We start from the raw sequence: 17,455 nt of genomic DNA, 5'->3' as shown, positions 1-17,455 counted from the left end.
ATCCTCTTGTTCTCTCAATGTATAGCACACGTGTTTAAGCACTTCGATATTACCACATTTCTACTATCCATGCTATCAATTTTTTTAAACGTAAAAATTCACCTTTAAATCGGCTATAGTGGCTGCTAAATATAATAAAACCCGAAAGTTATAATAATTGAGACATATCACTGCTCACTGCGCACACTGCTTATATCCACAACTGTCACATCCTTGTAATAATATCCAATTATATCCTTATAGCTGCTTCCTGCCTTTGCCAGCCTGTCTGCACCATACTGGCTGAAGCCTATTCCATGACCAAAGCCTCCTCCGGACAAAGTATAGTGACCATTTGCACCGGCACTCACACTAAAGCAGGCGCTTGGTATCATCGACATATTCTCCCTCACAGAGCCATCGTTTAATGTAACCTTTTTCTGATAATGCCCTAACGCCTTTCTTATATCATTCTCCGCCGTAAATGTCTGTGATTTGTTTCCATAATTTATTGTGAGCGAAAGTACATAACCAGCATCCGACGTCTTATCGACAGAAATACCTGTTGCTGTGCCGTACTGAGGATCATTGTATGCCGATAAATCAAGCTCCGAGGTCCATCTGTAGTATGGCGAATTGTCATCCACCGACTCCACCTTGTGTATGAAATCCGGTGTGCTCGAAGACCAGACCTCCATATCCTCGGTTTTTCCGGCAGATGTAGAAAAATAATAGCATGTTATTAAGCTTCCCCCACATGAGACAACCTGTCCTGCTGTAGCTTTTACAGCCTCATCGGTCGACTGCTTTGCTTCTGAGGCGTTATAGACCTGAAAAGCCGTGGTATTGTCAATATTGGCTCCGTAGAGCGCATACTGTGTATTTTTCATCTGTGAATACACAAAGGTTCTCGCACAAACAGCCTGTGCTTTAAGTGCCTCCCCCTCAAATGTGGATGGCATCTCCGACGGCAGCACATAGCGCACATATGTCTCCACATCGACTGTATTCACCGCCACAATGCCTGCATCTGTCCCGATAAACTCAAATGAGCCCGGATAGCTTTTACCGTTTATGCTGACATAATTGTCTGCTGAGCTCACCTTTATCTTACTTTTCTGTACATTTGCCATATATGCTCCCACATCATCAATAGCATTGCTGCCACAGTCGGCATCATCCACATAAAGGTTAGACGCTGCACCTGCCGCAATTGTGGGAAACTCATCCTTTCCATCGTTTTTTATAAGCACCCTTATGTATGTAAGGTCTGGTGCCTGTCTTCTGACGATGGCACATATCCTGCCGGAATCAAGTATGTAGGAAAGTGTTTCACTTCCTATTATCAGGTCAGAAACCGATATTTCCTTAGGTGAAGTGCCTGTCTCATCATACACCGGAAGCTTGTCTGACTGCATTGGAATGTCACCCTGCCCTGCAATCTGCATGGTACCGTCTCCGTACGACAGCATCACACCTGATATATCATCCGGCTTTATCTGTATCTTTTTGACCTTAGAACCACTGATTTCAATATCACAGACCCCTGTAAAGCTCTCCTCCATAGTTCCCTTAGCCCTGTAAAGCTCTCCATCACATATGAAAATCAGCCTTCCATCGTCATTTGACACAATATATGCATTCTCATACACCATATCCTTCGTCACAGCCCTCGCCTGTTTTACAAGTGTCCCTTTTTCCTTTTGTACCATAACAATTGCAAAAACAATAACCACGCATACCACGGTTATCGCAAGCATTATCCAGACCATCTGATTCGGCTTTTGCCGTCTTCGTCTTCTATTTGCCAAATTTCTGTTCTCCTTAACACTCAAATAGTGATTACTGCTCAAAAAATGGGAGCTGCAAAAACAGCTCCCCTTATCATCTGTACTTAAGAATCCTTTGTGCTTTAAAAATCTTTTGTATCTCATAAATCTTTTGTGCGTCCGGAGTTCTTTTGTACATTATTATTCTTTTGTAAGAACCCAAAATGCCGGTCCTGTAATTTAGACTCCTAGCGCTCTTGCTAGGTGGGTAACCGCAGTCTGCCTTCTGCCTTCCGCTGCATAATGACGGCCTGACATCCAACAGCTCATATAGGAATCCCGTTTAAAGTAAATGTAGGTTCTAAATACACAGGATTGTCGAACATCTCAGGTATCTTTGTAAATTCATTATACTTTATTATGTCTCATGTTGCAATGCAAAATTCATGTTAGAATTTAACAAATTTTTCCCTTGCATTTCGTAACATATTTGAAAACCAGATAATTACTGCGACAAATATAATCATTTCAACATATGACCAGTATGGTATCTTTTTGAGGCAATCCGAAACTATCGCAACTATACTGATAACCAAAATCACAATGCCGAATACAAGTGACTTTGGATAAATATAAGCTATATAGCCGGCCGTATCCTTTATCTTTTTCATCTCATCATCAGCCACAAAGGTACTTTCAATATTGCCGCTTTTCTTCATTCTAAGTGAAACAAAGATTATGTAGATTCCAAGTATCAGCGTGACAGCGTCAATTATGATAAAATAGTTCATGCTTATTCCTCCAGTGCTCTTTCGTTCATTATTCGCAGCTATTCCGAATGGTTACAATCAAAAGCTGTATAAAATCACAGATATAAGTATAACCTCCTATGCCTGAAATTTAAATAGTAAATAAGTCCCAACGAACTATTGAATTTTCCCCCGAAATATAGTAACATAGAACCATAAATTATTTTTTTAATATATAATTACTAATTTTTGGAGAAGGAGATTATAATAATGCCAATTGACAACCTTAAAATATTAATTTGCGATGACTCGATTCTCGCAAGAAAACAAATGAAGGATATCATTAATTCAATAGGTTCCCCTACTATACTTGAGGCTTCTAACGGTCAGCAGGCTATTGACATGTATAAAGAGCATAAACCTGATTTGACATTTTTAGATATTGTAATGCCGGTAAAGGACGGAAATGCAGCAATTACAGAAATTATGGAGTTTGATTCAAATGCCACAATATTTGTTGCATCCTCTGTCGGCACACAGTCTGAATTAAAAAAGGCCTTAACAGCCGGTGCATCTGATTTCATCCAGAAGCCTATTGATAAAAATCAGGTAATAAACTTAATCAATAAACATATTGGGAGGGATTAATATATGTATACTCAGTTTTTTGGCAACTATCTGCTCTCAAAGGAATATATCACAAATGAACAGCTTTTCGATGCGTTGAAAGAGAAAACACAAAAGCACACAAAGCTTGGCACTCTCGCAATACACTCCGGGCTTATGACCGCTGCTGAGGTTGACTCTGTAATTGTTGAACAGACACATCAGGACAAAAAATTTGGCGAGCTGACAATAGAAATGGGATACCTGACTGATGAACAGGTCAAAACTCTTTTAAACATACAAAGTCCTGACTTTTTACTCCTTGGACAGATTCTTTTGGATAAAGAGATTATTGATAACACAACACTCGAAAAGATAATAAAGGATTATCGTCAAGAAAATGAAATATCCGACCTGGATATGGTACTTGAAGACAAGGAAAGTGTTGAGAATCTCATAGAGCATTTTTTCAGCGAAACGTCTTTAAAGCCTTCTGCTTTAGATAAAATGTATATCGAACTGTTATTTAACAGCTTTATCAGATTTGTTGGCGATGATTACACTCCTCTGTCCGCCGAGCAGTGTGAATGCTTTAGCGCAGACTGTGTAGTTCGTCAGAATATATGTGGCGAATATGCTGTTTCCACATATATTGGAATGAATCAGGCCACCGCAATTAACTTTGCATCTCGTTATGTAAAAGAGAATTTTTCTGTATATGATGAATATGTGCAGGCATCTCTCGATGACTTTTTAAACTTAAACAACGGACTTTTCACAGTAAATTGTTCTAACGAAGAAGCTCTTGAGCTGACACTTTCTGCTCCGGAGCATCTCGACGGTGAACCGCTCACATTCAAAAAAGCCTATAAACTCAAAGTACTCTATCCATTTGGAACAGTACATTTTATTATAGAGTTTTAGTTTTTATTCATTCGCCTAAAAAAGGACATCCGCCGGCAAAAGCGGATGTCCTTTTTTTTACTGTACATTAAGCATTTTCTTTACTGTATTTTCCATCTGATCAACATCACATACTGTGTTGTGAAGAATCTTTGCATCCCTGATTTCCTCAATGGCATTTGGTACCTTGACCTTTCCGAGCTTTGAAAGTTCATCAACAAGCTCAAAGTCTGTCATTGAATCATACTTAGGATCAATTGCATCCATTACGCTTCTTGTGAACTTGAACGGACTTGCTGTAGATGCGATAACTGTCTTTGTAGCTGTATCGCCTGTAGCCTCTTTGTACTTACCATATACACCGGCTGCAACTGCTGTATGAGTATCAATTATGTATCCTGTATCCTCGTAAAGCTTTTTGATGACCTCTGCGGTTTCCTTCTCGCTTGTGTAATTGCCATAGAAGTCAGAAAGCTGGGCCTTCATATCAGGTGTTACAGTGTATTTGCCCTCCTTTGCAAGTGAAGCCATAAGCTGCGCATTCTTTTGGGCATCATTACCGGCGATACGGTAAATAAGTCTCTCAAGGTTTGAAGAAATGAGGATATCCATTGATGGTGAATTTGTGAGGATAAAATCTCTGTTCTTATCATACTCTCCTGTTGTGAAGAAATCATAAAGCACCTTGTTCTCGTTTGAAGCACAGATAAGCTTTGCAACAGGAAGTCCCATATTTTTTGCATAAAATGCTGCAAGTATATTTCCAAAGTTTCCTGTAGGAACTACGATATTTATCTTCTCATCCTTTGCAACAGCTCCGTTAGCATAAAGTCTTGAGTATGCATATACATAATATACAATCTGTGGCACAAGACGTCCGATATTGATAGAGTTGGCAGATGAGAACTGATAACCTGCAGCATCCATTGTCGCAGCAAGCTCCTTATCGTTGAACATAGCCTTGACTGCTGACTGTGCCTGGTCAAAGTTGCCATGAATGCCGACTACATGTGTATTGGCACCCTTTTGTGTAAGCATCTGCTTCTCCTGGATTGGGCTGACACCGTTCTTTGGATAAAATACGATAATCTGTGTTCCCTCTACATCCGCAAAGCCTGCCATGGCTGCCTTTCCTGTATCTCCCGATGTAGCTGTGAGAATGACAATTTCATTCTTAACATTATTTTTCTTTGCTGAGGTTGTAAGTAAATGAGGCAGAATAGATAAAGCCATATCCTTAAATGCTATTGTAGAACCATGAAACAGCTCCAGATAATATGCCCCATCAGCCTGCTTAAGTGGTGCAATCTCTGTTGTATCAAACTTACTGTCATATGCCCTGTTGATACAATTCTTAAGCTCTTCTTCTGTAAAATCAGTGATAAAAAGCTTCATGACCTCATATGCCACCTGCTGATATGACATCTTTGAAAGCTCCTCTATCGAAACGTCAAGAGCCGGAATTGTCTCAGGTACAAATAAACCTCCATCATCAGCAAGACCCTTAAGAATAGCCTGTGATGCTGTTAATTTTTTCTCACTGTTTCTTGTGCTTGAATATAATAAATCCATTTTTTACCTCATTTCTCTTTTTATTTTATCAAAAGCCTGCCTGCCGCATAAAAATACAGACAAATAATTTCCTATATAGTATAATAAATTTCATATATCAAATCAATAACAAAAATGCTACAATAATATATATATGATTAAAAATATATGTGAAAGGAACACAAATTATATCTATGCTCCAGGGAGTTTACACCGCTGTCAGAAAAGACGGCACCATTTACTACAGGTCCAACATCACCTACAAAAGCAAACACATTAGTCTCGGAAGCTTTGACAGTGAGCTTTCTGCAAGCCGCGCCTATGCCACTGCATCGACAATTTTATTAAAAGAAACAAACAGCATAGAGGACTCTTACTTTCACACCCATGCACTTGCATTTGATAAAATTGTAACTCTTATTAATTTCCGCGATAACGGAATGTACATCAAAAACCCAATATATCTGCGCAAAAACTATTTCAGCTACTATCTGGATATATCACATGAGCTGAAATTCGATATAGACGATTTGTTTTACTACTCTGAGCATCGCATATTAAAACGCCAGGGACATCTGTATGTCAACGACTATGGTATGCAGGTTACTGTTTTAAGCCGTTACGGCATACAGCCTCATGCGGTATGCGGCCGTGACTACATCTTCAAAAACTCTGATGAGACCGACATGCGATATGAAAATATCGAAATCTTAAATCCATACCATGGTGTAGAGATTGTCAAAACTGCAGGGCTCGACAAATATAAAGCACGCATACATATAAACGGCAATTTTGTCATAGGAACCTACAATACACTCGAAAAGGCCGCCATCGCCTACAATAAAGCTGTCGATATGGCACATACACATGGCATAGAAAAAAACTATCCCGAAAACTATATCGAAAGTATATCAGGCAAGGAATATGCAGATATTTACACTTCTGTGACAGTTTCCGATAAATATGTGCAGTATCTGCAACAATTTGATTTATAGAACGCATATCCCACAGTGTGCATATTACCATTACTTTTAATATTGTACTAAAAACTCCCGCGGTTATATAACCTCGGGAATTTTTATAATTACTTTTGATTTATATAGTTGACAAGTCCCTCACAGTCGATAATCTTCTGCATGAACGGTGGGAATGCCTGTCCCTTAAACTTCTCTCCTGTTGTCTCATCTGTGATGATACCGGAATCAAAGTCCACTGTCACCTCATCACCGGCATTTATTGCCTTTGCTGCCTCAGGGCACTCGATAATAGGAAGACCTATATTGATTGCATTTCTGTAAAAAATCCTCGCAAATGTCTCTGCGATAACACAGCTTACACCGGCAGCCTTGATGGCAATCGGTGCATGCTCTCTTGATGAACCACAGCCGAAGTTCTTGTTGGCTACCATGATATCTCCGGCCTTTACATTATTTACAAAATCCTTGTCGATATCCTCCATGCAGTGTGTTGCAAGCTCCTTAGGATCAGAAGAATTCAGATATCTTGCAGGAATGATTACATCTGTATCGACATTGTCTCCATATTTAAATACACAACCGTGTGCTGCTTTCATTGTGATTCCTCCAATCTTTACATAACATCCTTTGGTCCTGAAATCTTACCTGTGATGGCACTTGCCGCTGCAACAGCAGGGCTTGCCAGATAAACCTCAGAATCAACATGACCCATACGTCCGACAAAGTTACGGTTTGTGGTAGATACGCATCTCTCGCCCTCAGCGAGCACTCCCATGTATCCGCCAAGACATGGTCCGCAGGTAGGTGTGCTCACAATGGCACCTGCCTCGATAAATGTCTTAAGAAGGCCCTCTTCCATAGCCTGAAGATAAATCTTTTGTGTGGCAGGAATCACGATAACCCTGATACCATCCGCAACCTTTTTACCCTCAAGAATCTTTGCTGCAATACGCAGATCATCCATACGGCCGTTGGTACATGAACCGATTACTACCTGGTCAATCTTTACATCGCCCACCTCATCGATGGTACGTGTATTGTCAGGCAGATGTGGGAATGAAACTGTAGACTTAAGTGTGCTAAGGTCGATTGTATACTCCTCATCATACTCTGCATCACTATCAGCCTCATACTCTGTGAAAGGACGCTTTGAATGCTCCTTCATGTACTCTCTTGTGAGATCATCTACAGGGAAGATACCATTCTTGCCGCCGGCCTCAATTGCCATATTGGCGATAGTAAATCTGTCGTCCATAGAAAGATATTTAAGTCCCTCTCCGACAAACTCCATTGACTTATAAAGTGCGCCGTCCACACCAATCATACCGATGATATGAAGGATGACGTCCTTGCCGCTGATCCACTCAGCCGGTTTTCCGACAATATTAAACTTGATAGCAGAAGGTACCTTAAACCAGGCCTTGCCTGTAGCCATTCCTGCTGCCATATCAGTGCTTCCCACACCTGTAGAGAATGCTCCTAAAGCTCCGTATGTACATGTATGTGAATCGGCTCCTATAATCACATCACCTGCAACGGTAAGTCCCTGCTCAGGTAAAAGTGCATGCTCGATGCCCATTTTTCCTACATCAAAGTAATTTGTAATCTCGTTTTTGCAGGCAAACTCGCGAACACATTTACAGTGTTCTGCTGACTTGATGTCCTTGTTTGGCGCAAAGTGATCCATAACGAGTGCGATTTTATCTTTATTAAACACTCCCTCTACCTTCATCTTGTCGATCTCATGAATCGCTACAGGTGAGGTAATGTCGTTTCCAAGCACAAGATCTAAATCAGCCTCAATGAGCTGTCCTGCACTAACAGAGTCAAGGCCTGCGTGTGCAGCAAGAATCTTCTGTGTCATTGTCATTCCCATGCTTAAATTCCTCCTAGCATATAAAAATATTGTATTATGATTGTATCTGAATCAAGTTTACTTAAGACATCATAACATATGATTTACCATAATAAAAATACATAATAAACATATTTACCATAACTAAATCTCATGGTATAATAAACACAGATTTGTTGATGTTCACACCTTTTTGTGACAAGCAACGATTACAGCCCATTAAAAGTACAAACCACAGGAGGTACAAATGAACCAGAATCTCTCATCTTACTGGATTTTCTATACTGTCGCCAATGCCGGCAATATATCAAAGGCAGCCAAGGAGCTCTATATCAGCCAGCCTGCCATCAGCAAGTCAATTCAAAAGCTCGAGGACGGACTGGAATGCAAGCTTTTTTCCAGAAGCTCCAGAGGTGTCGTCTTGACCGATGAGGGCAGGCTTCTTTATGATCATGTAAGCGAGGCCTTTGAGGCATTAAATGAGGGTGAGGAAAAGCTAAAGCGCTCAATAGAGCTCGGTGTCGGCCAGCTGAAGATTGGTGTCAGCTCAACACTCTGCAAATATATGCTTTTGCCATATCTCAAGGAATTCATACACAGAAATCCTCATATAAGCATCTCAATCGAATGTCAGTCCACCAATGAGACCTTAAAGCTCCTCGATGATGACAAAATAGATATAGGTCTGATTGGAAAACCAACATCCCTTAAGACTTTCAATTTCTATTATCTGGACAACATCGAGGATATATTTGTCACTACAAAGGACTATCTGCGCAACTTAAGCGCCCGTGGTGTCAAAAAGAGCGAGATTTTGCAAAACTCTACTCTCATGCTTCTCGATAAAGGCAATATGACACGTAAATATATTGATGATTATCTGCAGGAGAACCAGATACACGTAAAGGACTCTATAGATATATCAAATATGGACCTGCTCATAGACTTTGCCAAAATAGGCGTAGGTGTGGCCTGCGTCATAAAAAGCATAGTTTCAAAGGAGCTTGCTGATGGTACCCTGATTGAAATTCCTCTCGGCATACCAATCCACAAGCGTGAGGTTGGCTTTGCTTACAAGGAGTCTTCAAAGCTTTCCACCTCTCTGCAGACCTTTATCAAGTTTTATGAGAGCTACACACCAGAGGATTTTTAAATAACAAAATATGACCCCGGAGGTATTACTTTGAAAGAACAAATACACACTATCCCCATATCAGACGCCTTTGACAATGCCGGCGAATGCCCCTTCTGCTATATAGAAAAACGCACTGAGGATCACGTCATGGATTTTGTACTTGGTCATGGTGCCTCTTACATGGAGGCTGACATACGCGATATGACCGATAAGGAGGGCTTCTGCCGTGCACATTTCAAAAAAATGTTTGACTATGGCAATTCACTCGGAAACGCCTGGATACTAAAAACCATGTACATGCGCCATATTGAAGAGATGGATAAAGAATTTAAGAACTTTAAGCCTGATTCAGTGCAAAGGAGCGGTCTTTTCAAAAAAGCAAACGCCTCCTCCAATTCCATCGTGGACTGGATTAACAAGCGTGAATCAACCTGCTTTATATGCGACAGCGTAAACAAGACCTTTAATGCATACATGAAGACCTTCTTCACTATGTATGAAAAGGATCCTGAACTAAAAGAACAATTAAAGAACACAAAAGGATTTTGTCTCAATCACCTGAAAGTGGTTCTGGAAGGAGCTGACACTTATTTAAAAGGTGATAAGCGCAAAGAGTTTTACGATATCGTGCTCCCTCTAATGCACGACAACATGAACCGCATATATGAAGATGTTGCATGGTTCATCGAAAAATATGATTATAAAAATAAAGATGCCGACTGGAAAAATTCCAAGGATGCGATCCAGCGCGGTATGCAGAAGCTTCGCGGAAGTGATCCATCACTTCCACCACATGTTCTCAAAAAATAAAATCACCCGGTATTCTGCCGGCCATCTAATGGCTGTGCAAAATACCGGGTGATTTTTATTTCATTACGATGTTTACAATACGTCCCGGAACATAAATCTCTTTTACGATATTTCCTGTAAGCTTATCTGCAATAACATCCTTTGCTTTTGCGATAACCTCATCCTTAGGATCCTGTTTTCCGATTGCAAGAGTGCCCTTAGTCTTTCCGTTGATCTGTACAGCAATCTCTACTGTATCCTCAACAGTCTTTGCCTCATCGTATACCGGCCATGGCTCAAATGCGATTGTATCGTCATGTCCCATTCTCTGCCAGATTTCCTCACCAACATGTGGACATACACAAGAAAGCATCTTGATAAGTCCCTCTGCAAACTCTCTAGGACATCTGCCTGCCTTGTATACTTCATTGACAAAAATCATCATCTGGCTGATAGCTGTATTGTAGCCAAGTGCCTCAAAGTCGTTTGTGACCTTCTTTACTGTCTGATGATAGATTCTTGTGAGCTTTCCATCATCCTCTTCGATAATATTCTCCGGCTCTGTAAAGAAATTCCATACACGTGTAATGAACCTCTTTGCTCCCTGTACGTTGCTGTCGTTCCAAGGCTTCGAAACCTCAAGTGGTCCCATGAACATCTCGTAGAGACGAAGTGTATCAGCGCCGTACTCCTCGACTACATCACTAGGATTTACTACGAACTCCGGGAATCTCTTGCCCATCTTGATACCGTTTGATCCAAGGATCATTCCCTGATGTACGAGTTTCTTAAAAGGCTCCTTTACAGGAGATAAGCCCTGATCATAGAGGAATCTGTTCCAGATTCTTGAATAAATGAGGTGTCCTACCGCATGCTCCGGTCCACCAACATAGAGATCTACAGGCATCCAGTGCTTTAAGAGCTCCTGATTTGCAAATTCCTTATCATTGTGTGGATCGATATATCTCATATAATACCATGAAGATCCTGCCGAGCCAGGCATGGTGGATGTCTCACGAGTACCCTTTACACCGTTTCTGTCATACTGCTTCCACTCTGTAGCGTTCTCAAGAGGTGCCTTGCCATTCTTGCCCTTGTAATCCTCAAGCTCAGGAAGAATAAGCGGAAGCTCATCATCAGGAAGGAAATAGATTGAACCATCCTCCTTGTATACACATGGAACAGGCTCTCCCCAGTATCTCTGACGTGCAAAAATCCACTCACGGAACTTGTAGTTTACAGTTCTCTTTGCCACGCCCATCTTCTCAAGCTTGGCTGTGATAGCTTCCTTAGCATCCTCAACTACCATTCCGGTAAACTCCTCTGAGTTGATGAGCTTGCAACCCTTTCCAAGGTAATCATGCTTCTCAAATGCATGCTCTGATACATCTGCACCATCAATTACCTGAATCATCTCAATATCATGAGCCTGTGCATACTCGAAATCTCGCTGATCATGGGTAGGAACTGCCATAACAGCACCTGTACCATAGCTTGCCAGTACGAAATCACCGATGAACATGCGCACTTCCTTGCCGTTTACAGGGTTGATACAATGAAGTCCCTTAAGCTCACAGCCTGACTTTGTCTTGTTAAGCTCAGTTCTGTCCATATCGCTCTTCTTTACAGTCTCATCTATGTAAGCCTGAACCTCTTCTTTGTTCTCGACTCTGTCCATGAGACCCTTTACTATATCTCCGTCCGGAGCAAGCACCATAAATGTGATACCATATATTGTCTCGATACATGTAGTAAAGATAGAGAACTCTCCACCGCCTACAATCTGGAATTTGACCTCGACACCTGTACTCTTGCCAATCCAGTTTCTCTGCATTTCCTTGGTAGACTCAGGCCAGTCTATCTCATCAAGCCCCTCAAGGAGCTTTTCTGCAAATGCCGGCTGGTCAATAACCCACTGTTTCATGTTCTTGCGGACTACAGGATAGCCGCCACGCTCTGACTTGCCATCTATAACCTCATCGTTTGAGAGAACTGTTCCAAGCTCCTCGCACCAGTTTACGGGCATATCAATATGCTTTGCATATCCGGCCTCATAAAGCTTCTTGAAAATCCACTGTGTCCACTTGTAAAACTCAGGGTCACTTGTAGAAATCATCTTTGACCAGTCATAATCAAAACCAAGCTCTCTTAACTGCTTTGAGAAGGTCTCTATATTCTTCTGAGTGAAACCGTTTGGATGATGACCTGTGTTTACAGCATACTGCTCTGCCGGTAAACCGAATGAATCATATCCCATCGGATGAAGTACATTGTAGCCCTGCATTCTCTTCATACGCGACATGATATCTGTAGCTGTATAGCCCTCCGGATGTCCAGCGTGAAGACCTACTCCTGAAGGGTAAGGGAACATATCAAGTGCATAGTATTTAGGCTTTGAAAAATCCCAAACATCTGTCTTGAATGTCTCGTGTTCTTTCCAATATTCCTGCCATTTTTTCTCTATGGCCTTGTGATTGTATGGTTCTGACATACTTGCCTCCTTATATCAAAAACGCTCCGCCTCTCAAAGAGACGAAGGCGTATTTTTAATCCGTCTGATTAACATTCATAATTTTACACATCACACTATATTTTGTCAAGTTTTGCTATATAAAAAACCCGGTGCATTACTGCCCCGGGTCTTATTGTCATATATATCTGACAGATTAGTTGTTGATGAGCTTGTCGCTCTCATCATTCCAGCTGTAAAGCTTACGGATTTCCTCACCAACCTTCTCTGAAGGATGCTCAGAAGCAAGCTTTCTCATAGCCTTGAAGTGTACCTGACGTCCTGCTGGTGACATATCAAGTAAGAACTCCTTAGCAAATGTACCATCCTGGATGTCAGAAAGAATCTTCTTCATAGCTTTCTTTGTCTCAGCTGTAACAATCTTAGGTCCTGTTACATAATCACCATACTCAGCTGTATTAGAGATAGAGTATCTCATACCTGCGAAGCCTGACTGGTAGATAAGGTCTACGATGAGCTTCATCTCATGGATACACTCGAAGTATGCGTTTCTTGGGTCATAACCAGCCTCACAAAGTGTTTCGAAACCAGCCTGCATAAGTGCACAAACACCACCACAAAGAACTGCCTGCTCACCGAAGAGGTCTGTCTCTGTCTCTGTACGGAATGTTGTCTCAAGAAGTCCGGCTCTTGCTCCGCCGATTCCAAGACCATATGCAAGTGCAAGGTCCCATGCCTTTCCTGTAGCATCCTGCTCTACAGCGATAAGACAAGGTGTTCCTTTTCCTGCCTGGTACTCTGAACGTACTGTATGTCCCGGAGCCTTAGGTGCGATCATAGCTACATCTACATTCTTTGGTGGCTTAATGCATCCAAAGTGGATGTTGAAGCCGTGAGCGAACATAAGCATGTTGCCCGGCTCAAGGTTTGGCTCGATGTCCTTCTTGTACATATCTGCCTGTAACTCATCATTTATAAGAATCATGATGATATCAGCCTGCTTTGCAGCCTCTGCAGCAACATATACCTTGAATCCCTGCTCTTCTGCTCTCTTCCATGACTTGCTGCCCTCATAAAGACCGATGATGACGTTACATCCTGAATCCTTTAAGTTAAGTGCATGTGCATGTCCCTGGCTGCCGTAACCGATAATGGCAATTGTCTTGCCCTCTAATAATGAAAGGTTACAATCATCCTGATAAAATAATCTTGGTTCTGCCATTTTGTTTTCCTCCTGTTAATTTAAGTAAACTATTTATATGTAAAGATTGTCCTGTGACTAATCCAACATAACTACATCATTGGAACCTCTGGTAAGTCCTGTGATTCCCGTTCTTGCGAGCTCTAATATTTCATAGCCGCTAAGTAAGTCTATGAAATTATCAAGCTTGTCCTGTGTACCTATGAGCTCAATTATCATAGAGTCATGAGTGACATCAACTATCTTGCCGTGGAAGATCTCAGTCACATTCATAACTGCCTGTCTTTGTGTATCGAGTGCTCTTATCTTTATCATAATAAGCTCCCTGCACACTGAGAGTCCCGGCTCAAGCTTCTTGATATCAAGTACATCCTCAAGCTTCGCCAACTGCTTCTCTATCTGCTCAAGCACCTGTTCATCACCGCTTGCAACAATTGTGATACGTGTATAGCGCGGATCTGCTGTAACTCCTGAGGAGAAACTATCAATATTAAATCCCCTGCGACTGAACAGTCCTGAAATACGACTGGTCACTCCGGGATTGTTCTCAACTAAAAGAGATAATGCCTGTCTTCTCATCGAAAAACCTTCCTCACAATTTCTATTATTTCTGTTCACATGATGATAATATTACTATAATCTGTATTTGTCAAGCAATATCGTTAATATAACTTAAATTCATATTATTAATAACAATATTTATACATCCATAACCTCGATAAATGCCTGTTTTATAACGTTTTATACAGTATCTTCAAAAAAAGCCGGGCGACATACAACCGCCCGGCTTTAGAATTATCTAATATAATTCTGTTTAATATATTATAACTGTGGTCCTGCTGCAACAAGTGCTTTACCAGCCTCATTTGTTGTGTACTTAACAAAGTTCTTGTTGAATCTCTCTGCAAGATCTTTAGCCTTTGCCTCCCACTCAGAAGCATCAGCATATGTGTCACGAGGATCAAGGATTCCTGAATCAACTCCTGGAAGCTCTGTAGGAACCTCGAAATCGAACATAGGGATCTTCTTTGTTGGAGCATTAAGGATATCACCAGAAAGGATAGCGTCGATGATTCCTCTTGTATCCTTGATTGTGATTCTCTTTCCTGTTCCGTTCCATCCTGTATTTACAAGGTATGCCTTAGCGCCTGACTTCTCCATCTTCTTAACGAGCTCTGCAGCGTATTTTGTAGGATGAAGCTCAAGGAATGCCTGTCCGAAGCAAGCTGAGAATGTAGGTGTTGGCTCAGTAATTCCACGCTCTGTTCCTGCAAGCTTTGCAGTAAATCCTGAAAGGAAGTAGTACTGTGTCTGCTCAGGTGTAAGAATAGATACTGGTGGAAGTACTCCGAATGCATCTGCTGAAAGGAAGATTACGTTCTTTGCAGCCGGTGCTGAAGATACTGGCTTAACAATATTTGTGATGTGGTTGATTGGGTAAGATACACGTGTATTCTCTGTTACACTCTTGTCCTCGAAATCAATCTTTCCATCATCAGCAACTGTAACGTTCTCAAGAAGAGCATCTCTTCTGATTGCGTTGTAGATATCAGGCTCAGACTCTTTGTCAAGACCGATAACCTTAGCGTAGCATCCACCCTCGAAGTTGAATACGCCGTTGTCATCCCAGCCGTGCTCGTCATCTCCGATAAGAAGACGCTTAGGATCTGTAGAAAGTGTTGTCTTACCTGTTCCTGAAAGACCGAAGAAGATTGCTGTGTTCTCTCCATTCATGTCAGCATTTGCTGAACAGTGCATTGAAGCGATGCCCTTGAGTGGGAGGTAGTAGTTCATCATAGAGAACATACCCTTCTTCATCTCTCCGCCGTACCATGTATTGATGATAACCTGCTCTTTTGATGTGATGTTGAATGCAACACATGTCTCTGAGTTAAGACCTAACTCCTTGTAGTTCTCAACCTTAGCCTTTGAAGCATTGTATACTACGAAATCAGGCTCGAAGTTCTCAAGCTCCTCTGCTGATGGCTGGATGAACATGTTTGTTACAAAATGAGCCTGCCAAGCAACCTCAACGATGAAACGAACAGCCATACGTGTATCCTTGTTTGCTCCACAGAATGCATCTACTACGAAAAGCTTCTTGTTGCTAAGCTCTTTCTTAGCAAGATCCTTAACTGTTGCCCAAACATCCTCTTTCATTGGATGGTTGTCGTTTGGATACTCAGGTGTATTCCACCATACTGTGTCCTTAGAATTCTCGTCCATAACGATATATTTATCTTTAGGAGAACGTCCAGTGTAGATACCTGTCATAACGTTAACTGCACCAAGCTCTGTCTCCTTACCAACCTCGTAACCCTCAAGGCCGGCTTTTGTCTCTTCCTCGAATAATGTCTCGTAAGAAGGATTGTGAACGATCTCTGTTGTTCCGGTAATGCCATACTTTGTTAAATCAACATTTGCCATTTGAATAAACCTCTTTTCTATAAATTATGGATTTACATCCATTTCTTTTGTTAGTATATATGTTTGTTAAAAAAAAATCAATATCTACTTTTCAATTTACACTTATTTCACACTTTTTCGACATGTATAATATATTTCTCACACATCAGCCGTTCGCATATCTGGTGAGGAACTGCCTGGTACGCTCCTCCTTCGGATGGTCAATCACCTCATGTGGGTCACCATGCTCAACAATCACACCACCGTCCATGAAGATCACCTGATCTGCGACATCACGCGCAAAGGCCATCTCATGTGTAACAATAATCATTGTGGTATTCTGCTGCGCAAGGGAACGGATGACCTTGAGCACCTCTCCGGTAAGCTCCGGGTCAAGAGCAGATGTAGGCTCATCAAAGCAGAGTATATCAGGCTTAAGTGCCAGTGCCCTTGCTATAGCTACACGCTGCTGCTGTCCACCTGAGAGCTGATGCGGATAATGGTTCAGCCTCTCAGCAAGCCCCATTCTGTCAAGAAGCTCCTTTCCATGCTCATCAATACGTGTAAGGATTGCTTTTTTATCCTTTTTAAACTCAGGTGTCTCCTGTGCCAGAAGGCGCTCTGCCAGAGTAACATTCTCAAGTGCTGTGTACTGTGGAAAAAGATTAAACTGCTGAAACACCATACCAAAATGCAGCCTCTTTTTGCGAAGCTCCGCGTCTTTATCCTTGCTCGCTTCGGAAGCATCAAAGAGTGTCTCACCATTCACAATAATCTGACCACTGTCAGGTCTCTCAAGGAAATTGAGACACCGTAACAGCGTAGTCTTTCCTGAGCCTGATGAACCGATTATGGCAAGAGCATTGCCCTCCTCCATGGAAAAACTGACATCCTTAAGCACATTAGTCCTTCCAAAGTGTTTTTCTATATTTCTAACCTCTAAAATTGCCATGTCTTCCTTCCTATTCTGTCAAGCCTAAAATGTAGATTTTTCAAGGCTTTGACGTATTTTTATTACCTCTAAAACAGAGCCGAGGGTGATGAATATCGTAGTATCGAGTACCG

At 41.5% G+C, this 17,455-nt stretch carries 15 protein-coding genes and 1 other RNA gene; 5 read left to right on the top strand and 11 right to left on the bottom strand.

The window, feature by feature from the left end:
• Positions 1-167: 167 nt before the first annotated feature.
• The 3 genes from ACTQ1L_RS00080 to ACTQ1L_RS00070 all read right to left on the bottom strand — a co-directional run bounded on the left by ACTQ1L_RS00080 (position 168) and on the right by ACTQ1L_RS00070 (position 2,539).
• Positions 168-1,790, bottom strand: coding sequence for a SpoIID/LytB domain-containing protein (locus ACTQ1L_RS00080; protein ID WP_441365015.1), 1,623 nt, complete (start codon positions 1,788-1,790; stop codon positions 168-170).
• 170 nt (positions 1,791-1,960) lie between these two features.
• Positions 1,961-2,145, bottom strand: a non-coding RNA gene (gene ssrS, locus ACTQ1L_RS00075) — 6S RNA.
• Between the two features lie 52 nt (positions 2,146-2,197).
• Complete coding sequence (locus ACTQ1L_RS00070; RefSeq protein ID WP_321111620.1) at positions 2,198-2,539, bottom strand: hypothetical protein; 342 nt, start codon at positions 2,537-2,539, stop codon at positions 2,198-2,200.
• A gap of 228 nt (positions 2,540-2,767) precedes the next feature.
• Here ACTQ1L_RS00070 and ACTQ1L_RS00065 point away from each other — a divergent pair, with 228 nt between their 5' ends.
• Together ACTQ1L_RS00065 and ACTQ1L_RS00060 are read left to right on the top strand one after the other, a co-directional pair.
• Positions 2,768-3,145, top strand: a complete 378-nt coding sequence (locus ACTQ1L_RS00065) for a response regulator (protein ID WP_441365014.1) — start codon at positions 2,768-2,770, stop codon at positions 3,143-3,145.
• A gap of 3 nt (positions 3,146-3,148) precedes the next feature.
• Positions 3,149-4,027 carry a chemotaxis protein CheX gene (locus tag ACTQ1L_RS00060; RefSeq protein WP_321111618.1) on the top strand — a complete coding sequence of 293 codons (879 nt, stop codon included), beginning with the start codon at positions 3,149-3,151 and terminating at the stop codon, positions 4,025-4,027.
• Positions 4,028-4,084: 57 nt separating this feature from the next.
• Here the strand turns inward: ACTQ1L_RS00060 and thrC are convergent, their stop codons facing one another.
• Positions 4,085-5,578: a threonine synthase gene (gene thrC, locus ACTQ1L_RS00055; RefSeq protein ID WP_441365013.1), complete on the bottom strand. Its 1,494-nt coding sequence runs from the start codon at positions 5,576-5,578 to the stop codon at positions 4,085-4,087.
• Positions 5,579-5,751: 173 nt separating this feature from the next.
• On the opposite strand from thrC, the gene ACTQ1L_RS00050 reads away from it, so the two are divergent.
• The gene (locus ACTQ1L_RS00050; RefSeq protein ID WP_441365012.1) at positions 5,752-6,552 is read left to right on the top strand and encodes a hypothetical protein; all 801 of its coding nucleotides are present in this window, start codon (positions 5,752-5,754) and stop codon (positions 6,550-6,552) included.
• An 89-nt stretch (positions 6,553-6,641) separates the two neighbouring features.
• On the opposite strand, the gene leuD is transcribed toward ACTQ1L_RS00050, so the two are convergent.
• Together leuD and leuC are read right to left on the bottom strand one after the other, a co-directional pair.
• Positions 6,642-7,130 (bottom strand): 3-isopropylmalate dehydratase small subunit, encoded by a 489-nt coding sequence (gene leuD / locus ACTQ1L_RS00045; RefSeq protein WP_055061785.1) that lies wholly within the window; start codon positions 7,128-7,130, stop codon positions 6,642-6,644.
• A gap of 17 nt (positions 7,131-7,147) precedes the next feature.
• On the bottom strand, positions 7,148-8,410 hold the full coding sequence (gene leuC / locus ACTQ1L_RS00040) for a 3-isopropylmalate dehydratase large subunit (protein ID WP_055061786.1): 1,263 nt from the start codon (positions 8,408-8,410) through the stop codon (positions 7,148-7,150).
• Positions 8,411-8,636: 226 nt separating this feature from the next.
• Here leuC and ACTQ1L_RS00035 point away from each other — a divergent pair, with 226 nt between their 5' ends.
• Both ACTQ1L_RS00035 and ACTQ1L_RS00030 read left to right on the top strand, forming a co-directional pair.
• Positions 8,637-9,542, top strand: a complete 906-nt coding sequence (locus ACTQ1L_RS00035; protein ID WP_015569502.1) for a LysR family transcriptional regulator — start codon at positions 8,637-8,639, stop codon at positions 9,540-9,542.
• 30 nt (positions 9,543-9,572) lie between these two features.
• The gene (locus ACTQ1L_RS00030) at positions 9,573-10,334 is read left to right on the top strand and encodes a DUF6062 family protein (RefSeq protein WP_441365011.1); all 762 of its coding nucleotides are present in this window, start codon (positions 9,573-9,575) and stop codon (positions 10,332-10,334) included.
• A gap of 55 nt (positions 10,335-10,389) precedes the next feature.
• On the opposite strand, the gene leuS is transcribed toward ACTQ1L_RS00030, so the two are convergent.
• The 5 genes from leuS to ACTQ1L_RS00005 all read right to left on the bottom strand — a co-directional run bounded on the left by leuS (position 10,390) and on the right by ACTQ1L_RS00005 (position 17,342).
• On the bottom strand, positions 10,390-12,804 hold the full coding sequence (gene leuS, locus ACTQ1L_RS00025; RefSeq protein ID WP_441365010.1) for a leucine--tRNA ligase: 2,415 nt from the start codon (positions 12,802-12,804) through the stop codon (positions 10,390-10,392).
• A gap of 175 nt (positions 12,805-12,979) precedes the next feature.
• On the bottom strand, positions 12,980-14,005 hold the full coding sequence (gene ilvC, locus ACTQ1L_RS00020; protein ID WP_441365009.1) for a ketol-acid reductoisomerase: 1,026 nt from the start codon (positions 14,003-14,005) through the stop codon (positions 12,980-12,982).
• Between the two features lie 57 nt (positions 14,006-14,062).
• Positions 14,063-14,563 (bottom strand): acetolactate synthase small subunit, encoded by a 501-nt coding sequence (ilvN, locus tag ACTQ1L_RS00015; protein WP_321112150.1) that lies wholly within the window; start codon positions 14,561-14,563, stop codon positions 14,063-14,065.
• 243 nt (positions 14,564-14,806) lie between these two features.
• A complete protein-coding gene (gene pckA / locus ACTQ1L_RS00010; RefSeq protein WP_441365008.1) occupies positions 14,807-16,411 on the bottom strand; it encodes a phosphoenolpyruvate carboxykinase (ATP) in 1,605 nt (534 codons plus the stop codon).
• A 145-nt stretch (positions 16,412-16,556) separates the two neighbouring features.
• Entirely contained in the window at positions 16,557-17,342 is a 786-nt protein-coding gene (locus ACTQ1L_RS00005) for an amino acid ABC transporter ATP-binding protein (protein ID WP_441365007.1), read from the bottom strand.
• Positions 17,343-17,455: the final 113 nt, after the last annotated feature.

Source organism: Agathobacter sp. LCP21S3_B2, from assembly GCF_052118705.1.
In the GTDB taxonomy this organism is placed as follows: domain Bacteria; phylum Bacillota; class Clostridia; order Lachnospirales; family Lachnospiraceae; genus Roseburia.
Note: the sequence above shows the minus strand (reverse complement) of the source record. Positions and strands in the feature narration are given on the sequence as shown.

What these genes read in the sequence shown, in the direction of transcription:
- ACTQ1L_RS00070 (WP_321111620.1), bottom strand. Translation starts at nt 2,539, where the DNA reads ATGAACTATTTTATCATAATTGACGCTGTCACGCTGATACTTGGAATC.
- ACTQ1L_RS00065 (WP_441365014.1), top strand. Translation starts at nt 2,768, where the DNA reads ATGCCAATTGACAACCTTAAAATATTAATTTGCGATGACTCGATTCTC.
- ACTQ1L_RS00060 (WP_321111618.1), top strand. Translation starts at nt 3,149, where the DNA reads ATGTATACTCAGTTTTTTGGCAACTATCTGCTCTCAAAGGAATATATC.
- thrC (WP_441365013.1), bottom strand. Translation starts at nt 5,578, where the DNA reads ATGGATTTATTATATTCAAGCACAAGAAACAGTGAGAAAAAATTAACA.
- ACTQ1L_RS00050 (WP_441365012.1), top strand. Translation starts at nt 5,752, where the DNA reads ATGCTCCAGGGAGTTTACACCGCTGTCAGAAAAGACGGCACCATTTAC.
- leuD (WP_055061785.1), bottom strand. Translation starts at nt 7,130, where the DNA reads ATGAAAGCAGCACACGGTTGTGTATTTAAATATGGAGACAATGTCGAT.
- leuC (WP_055061786.1), bottom strand. Translation starts at nt 8,410, where the DNA reads ATGGGAATGACAATGACACAGAAGATTCTTGCTGCACACGCAGGCCTT.
- ACTQ1L_RS00035 (WP_015569502.1), top strand. Translation starts at nt 8,637, where the DNA reads ATGAACCAGAATCTCTCATCTTACTGGATTTTCTATACTGTCGCCAAT.
- leuS (WP_441365010.1), bottom strand. Translation starts at nt 12,804, where the DNA reads ATGTCAGAACCATACAATCACAAGGCCATAGAGAAAAAATGGCAGGAA.
- ilvC (WP_441365009.1), bottom strand. Translation starts at nt 14,005, where the DNA reads ATGGCAGAACCAAGATTATTTTATCAGGATGATTGTAACCTTTCATTA.
- ilvN (WP_321112150.1), bottom strand. Translation starts at nt 14,563, where the DNA reads ATGAGAAGACAGGCATTATCTCTTTTAGTTGAGAACAATCCCGGAGTG.
- pckA (WP_441365008.1), bottom strand. Translation starts at nt 16,411, where the DNA reads ATGGCAAATGTTGATTTAACAAAGTATGGCATTACCGGAACAACAGAG.
- ACTQ1L_RS00005 (WP_441365007.1), bottom strand. Translation starts at nt 17,342, where the DNA reads ATGGCAATTTTAGAGGTTAGAAATATAGAAAAACACTTTGGAAGGACT.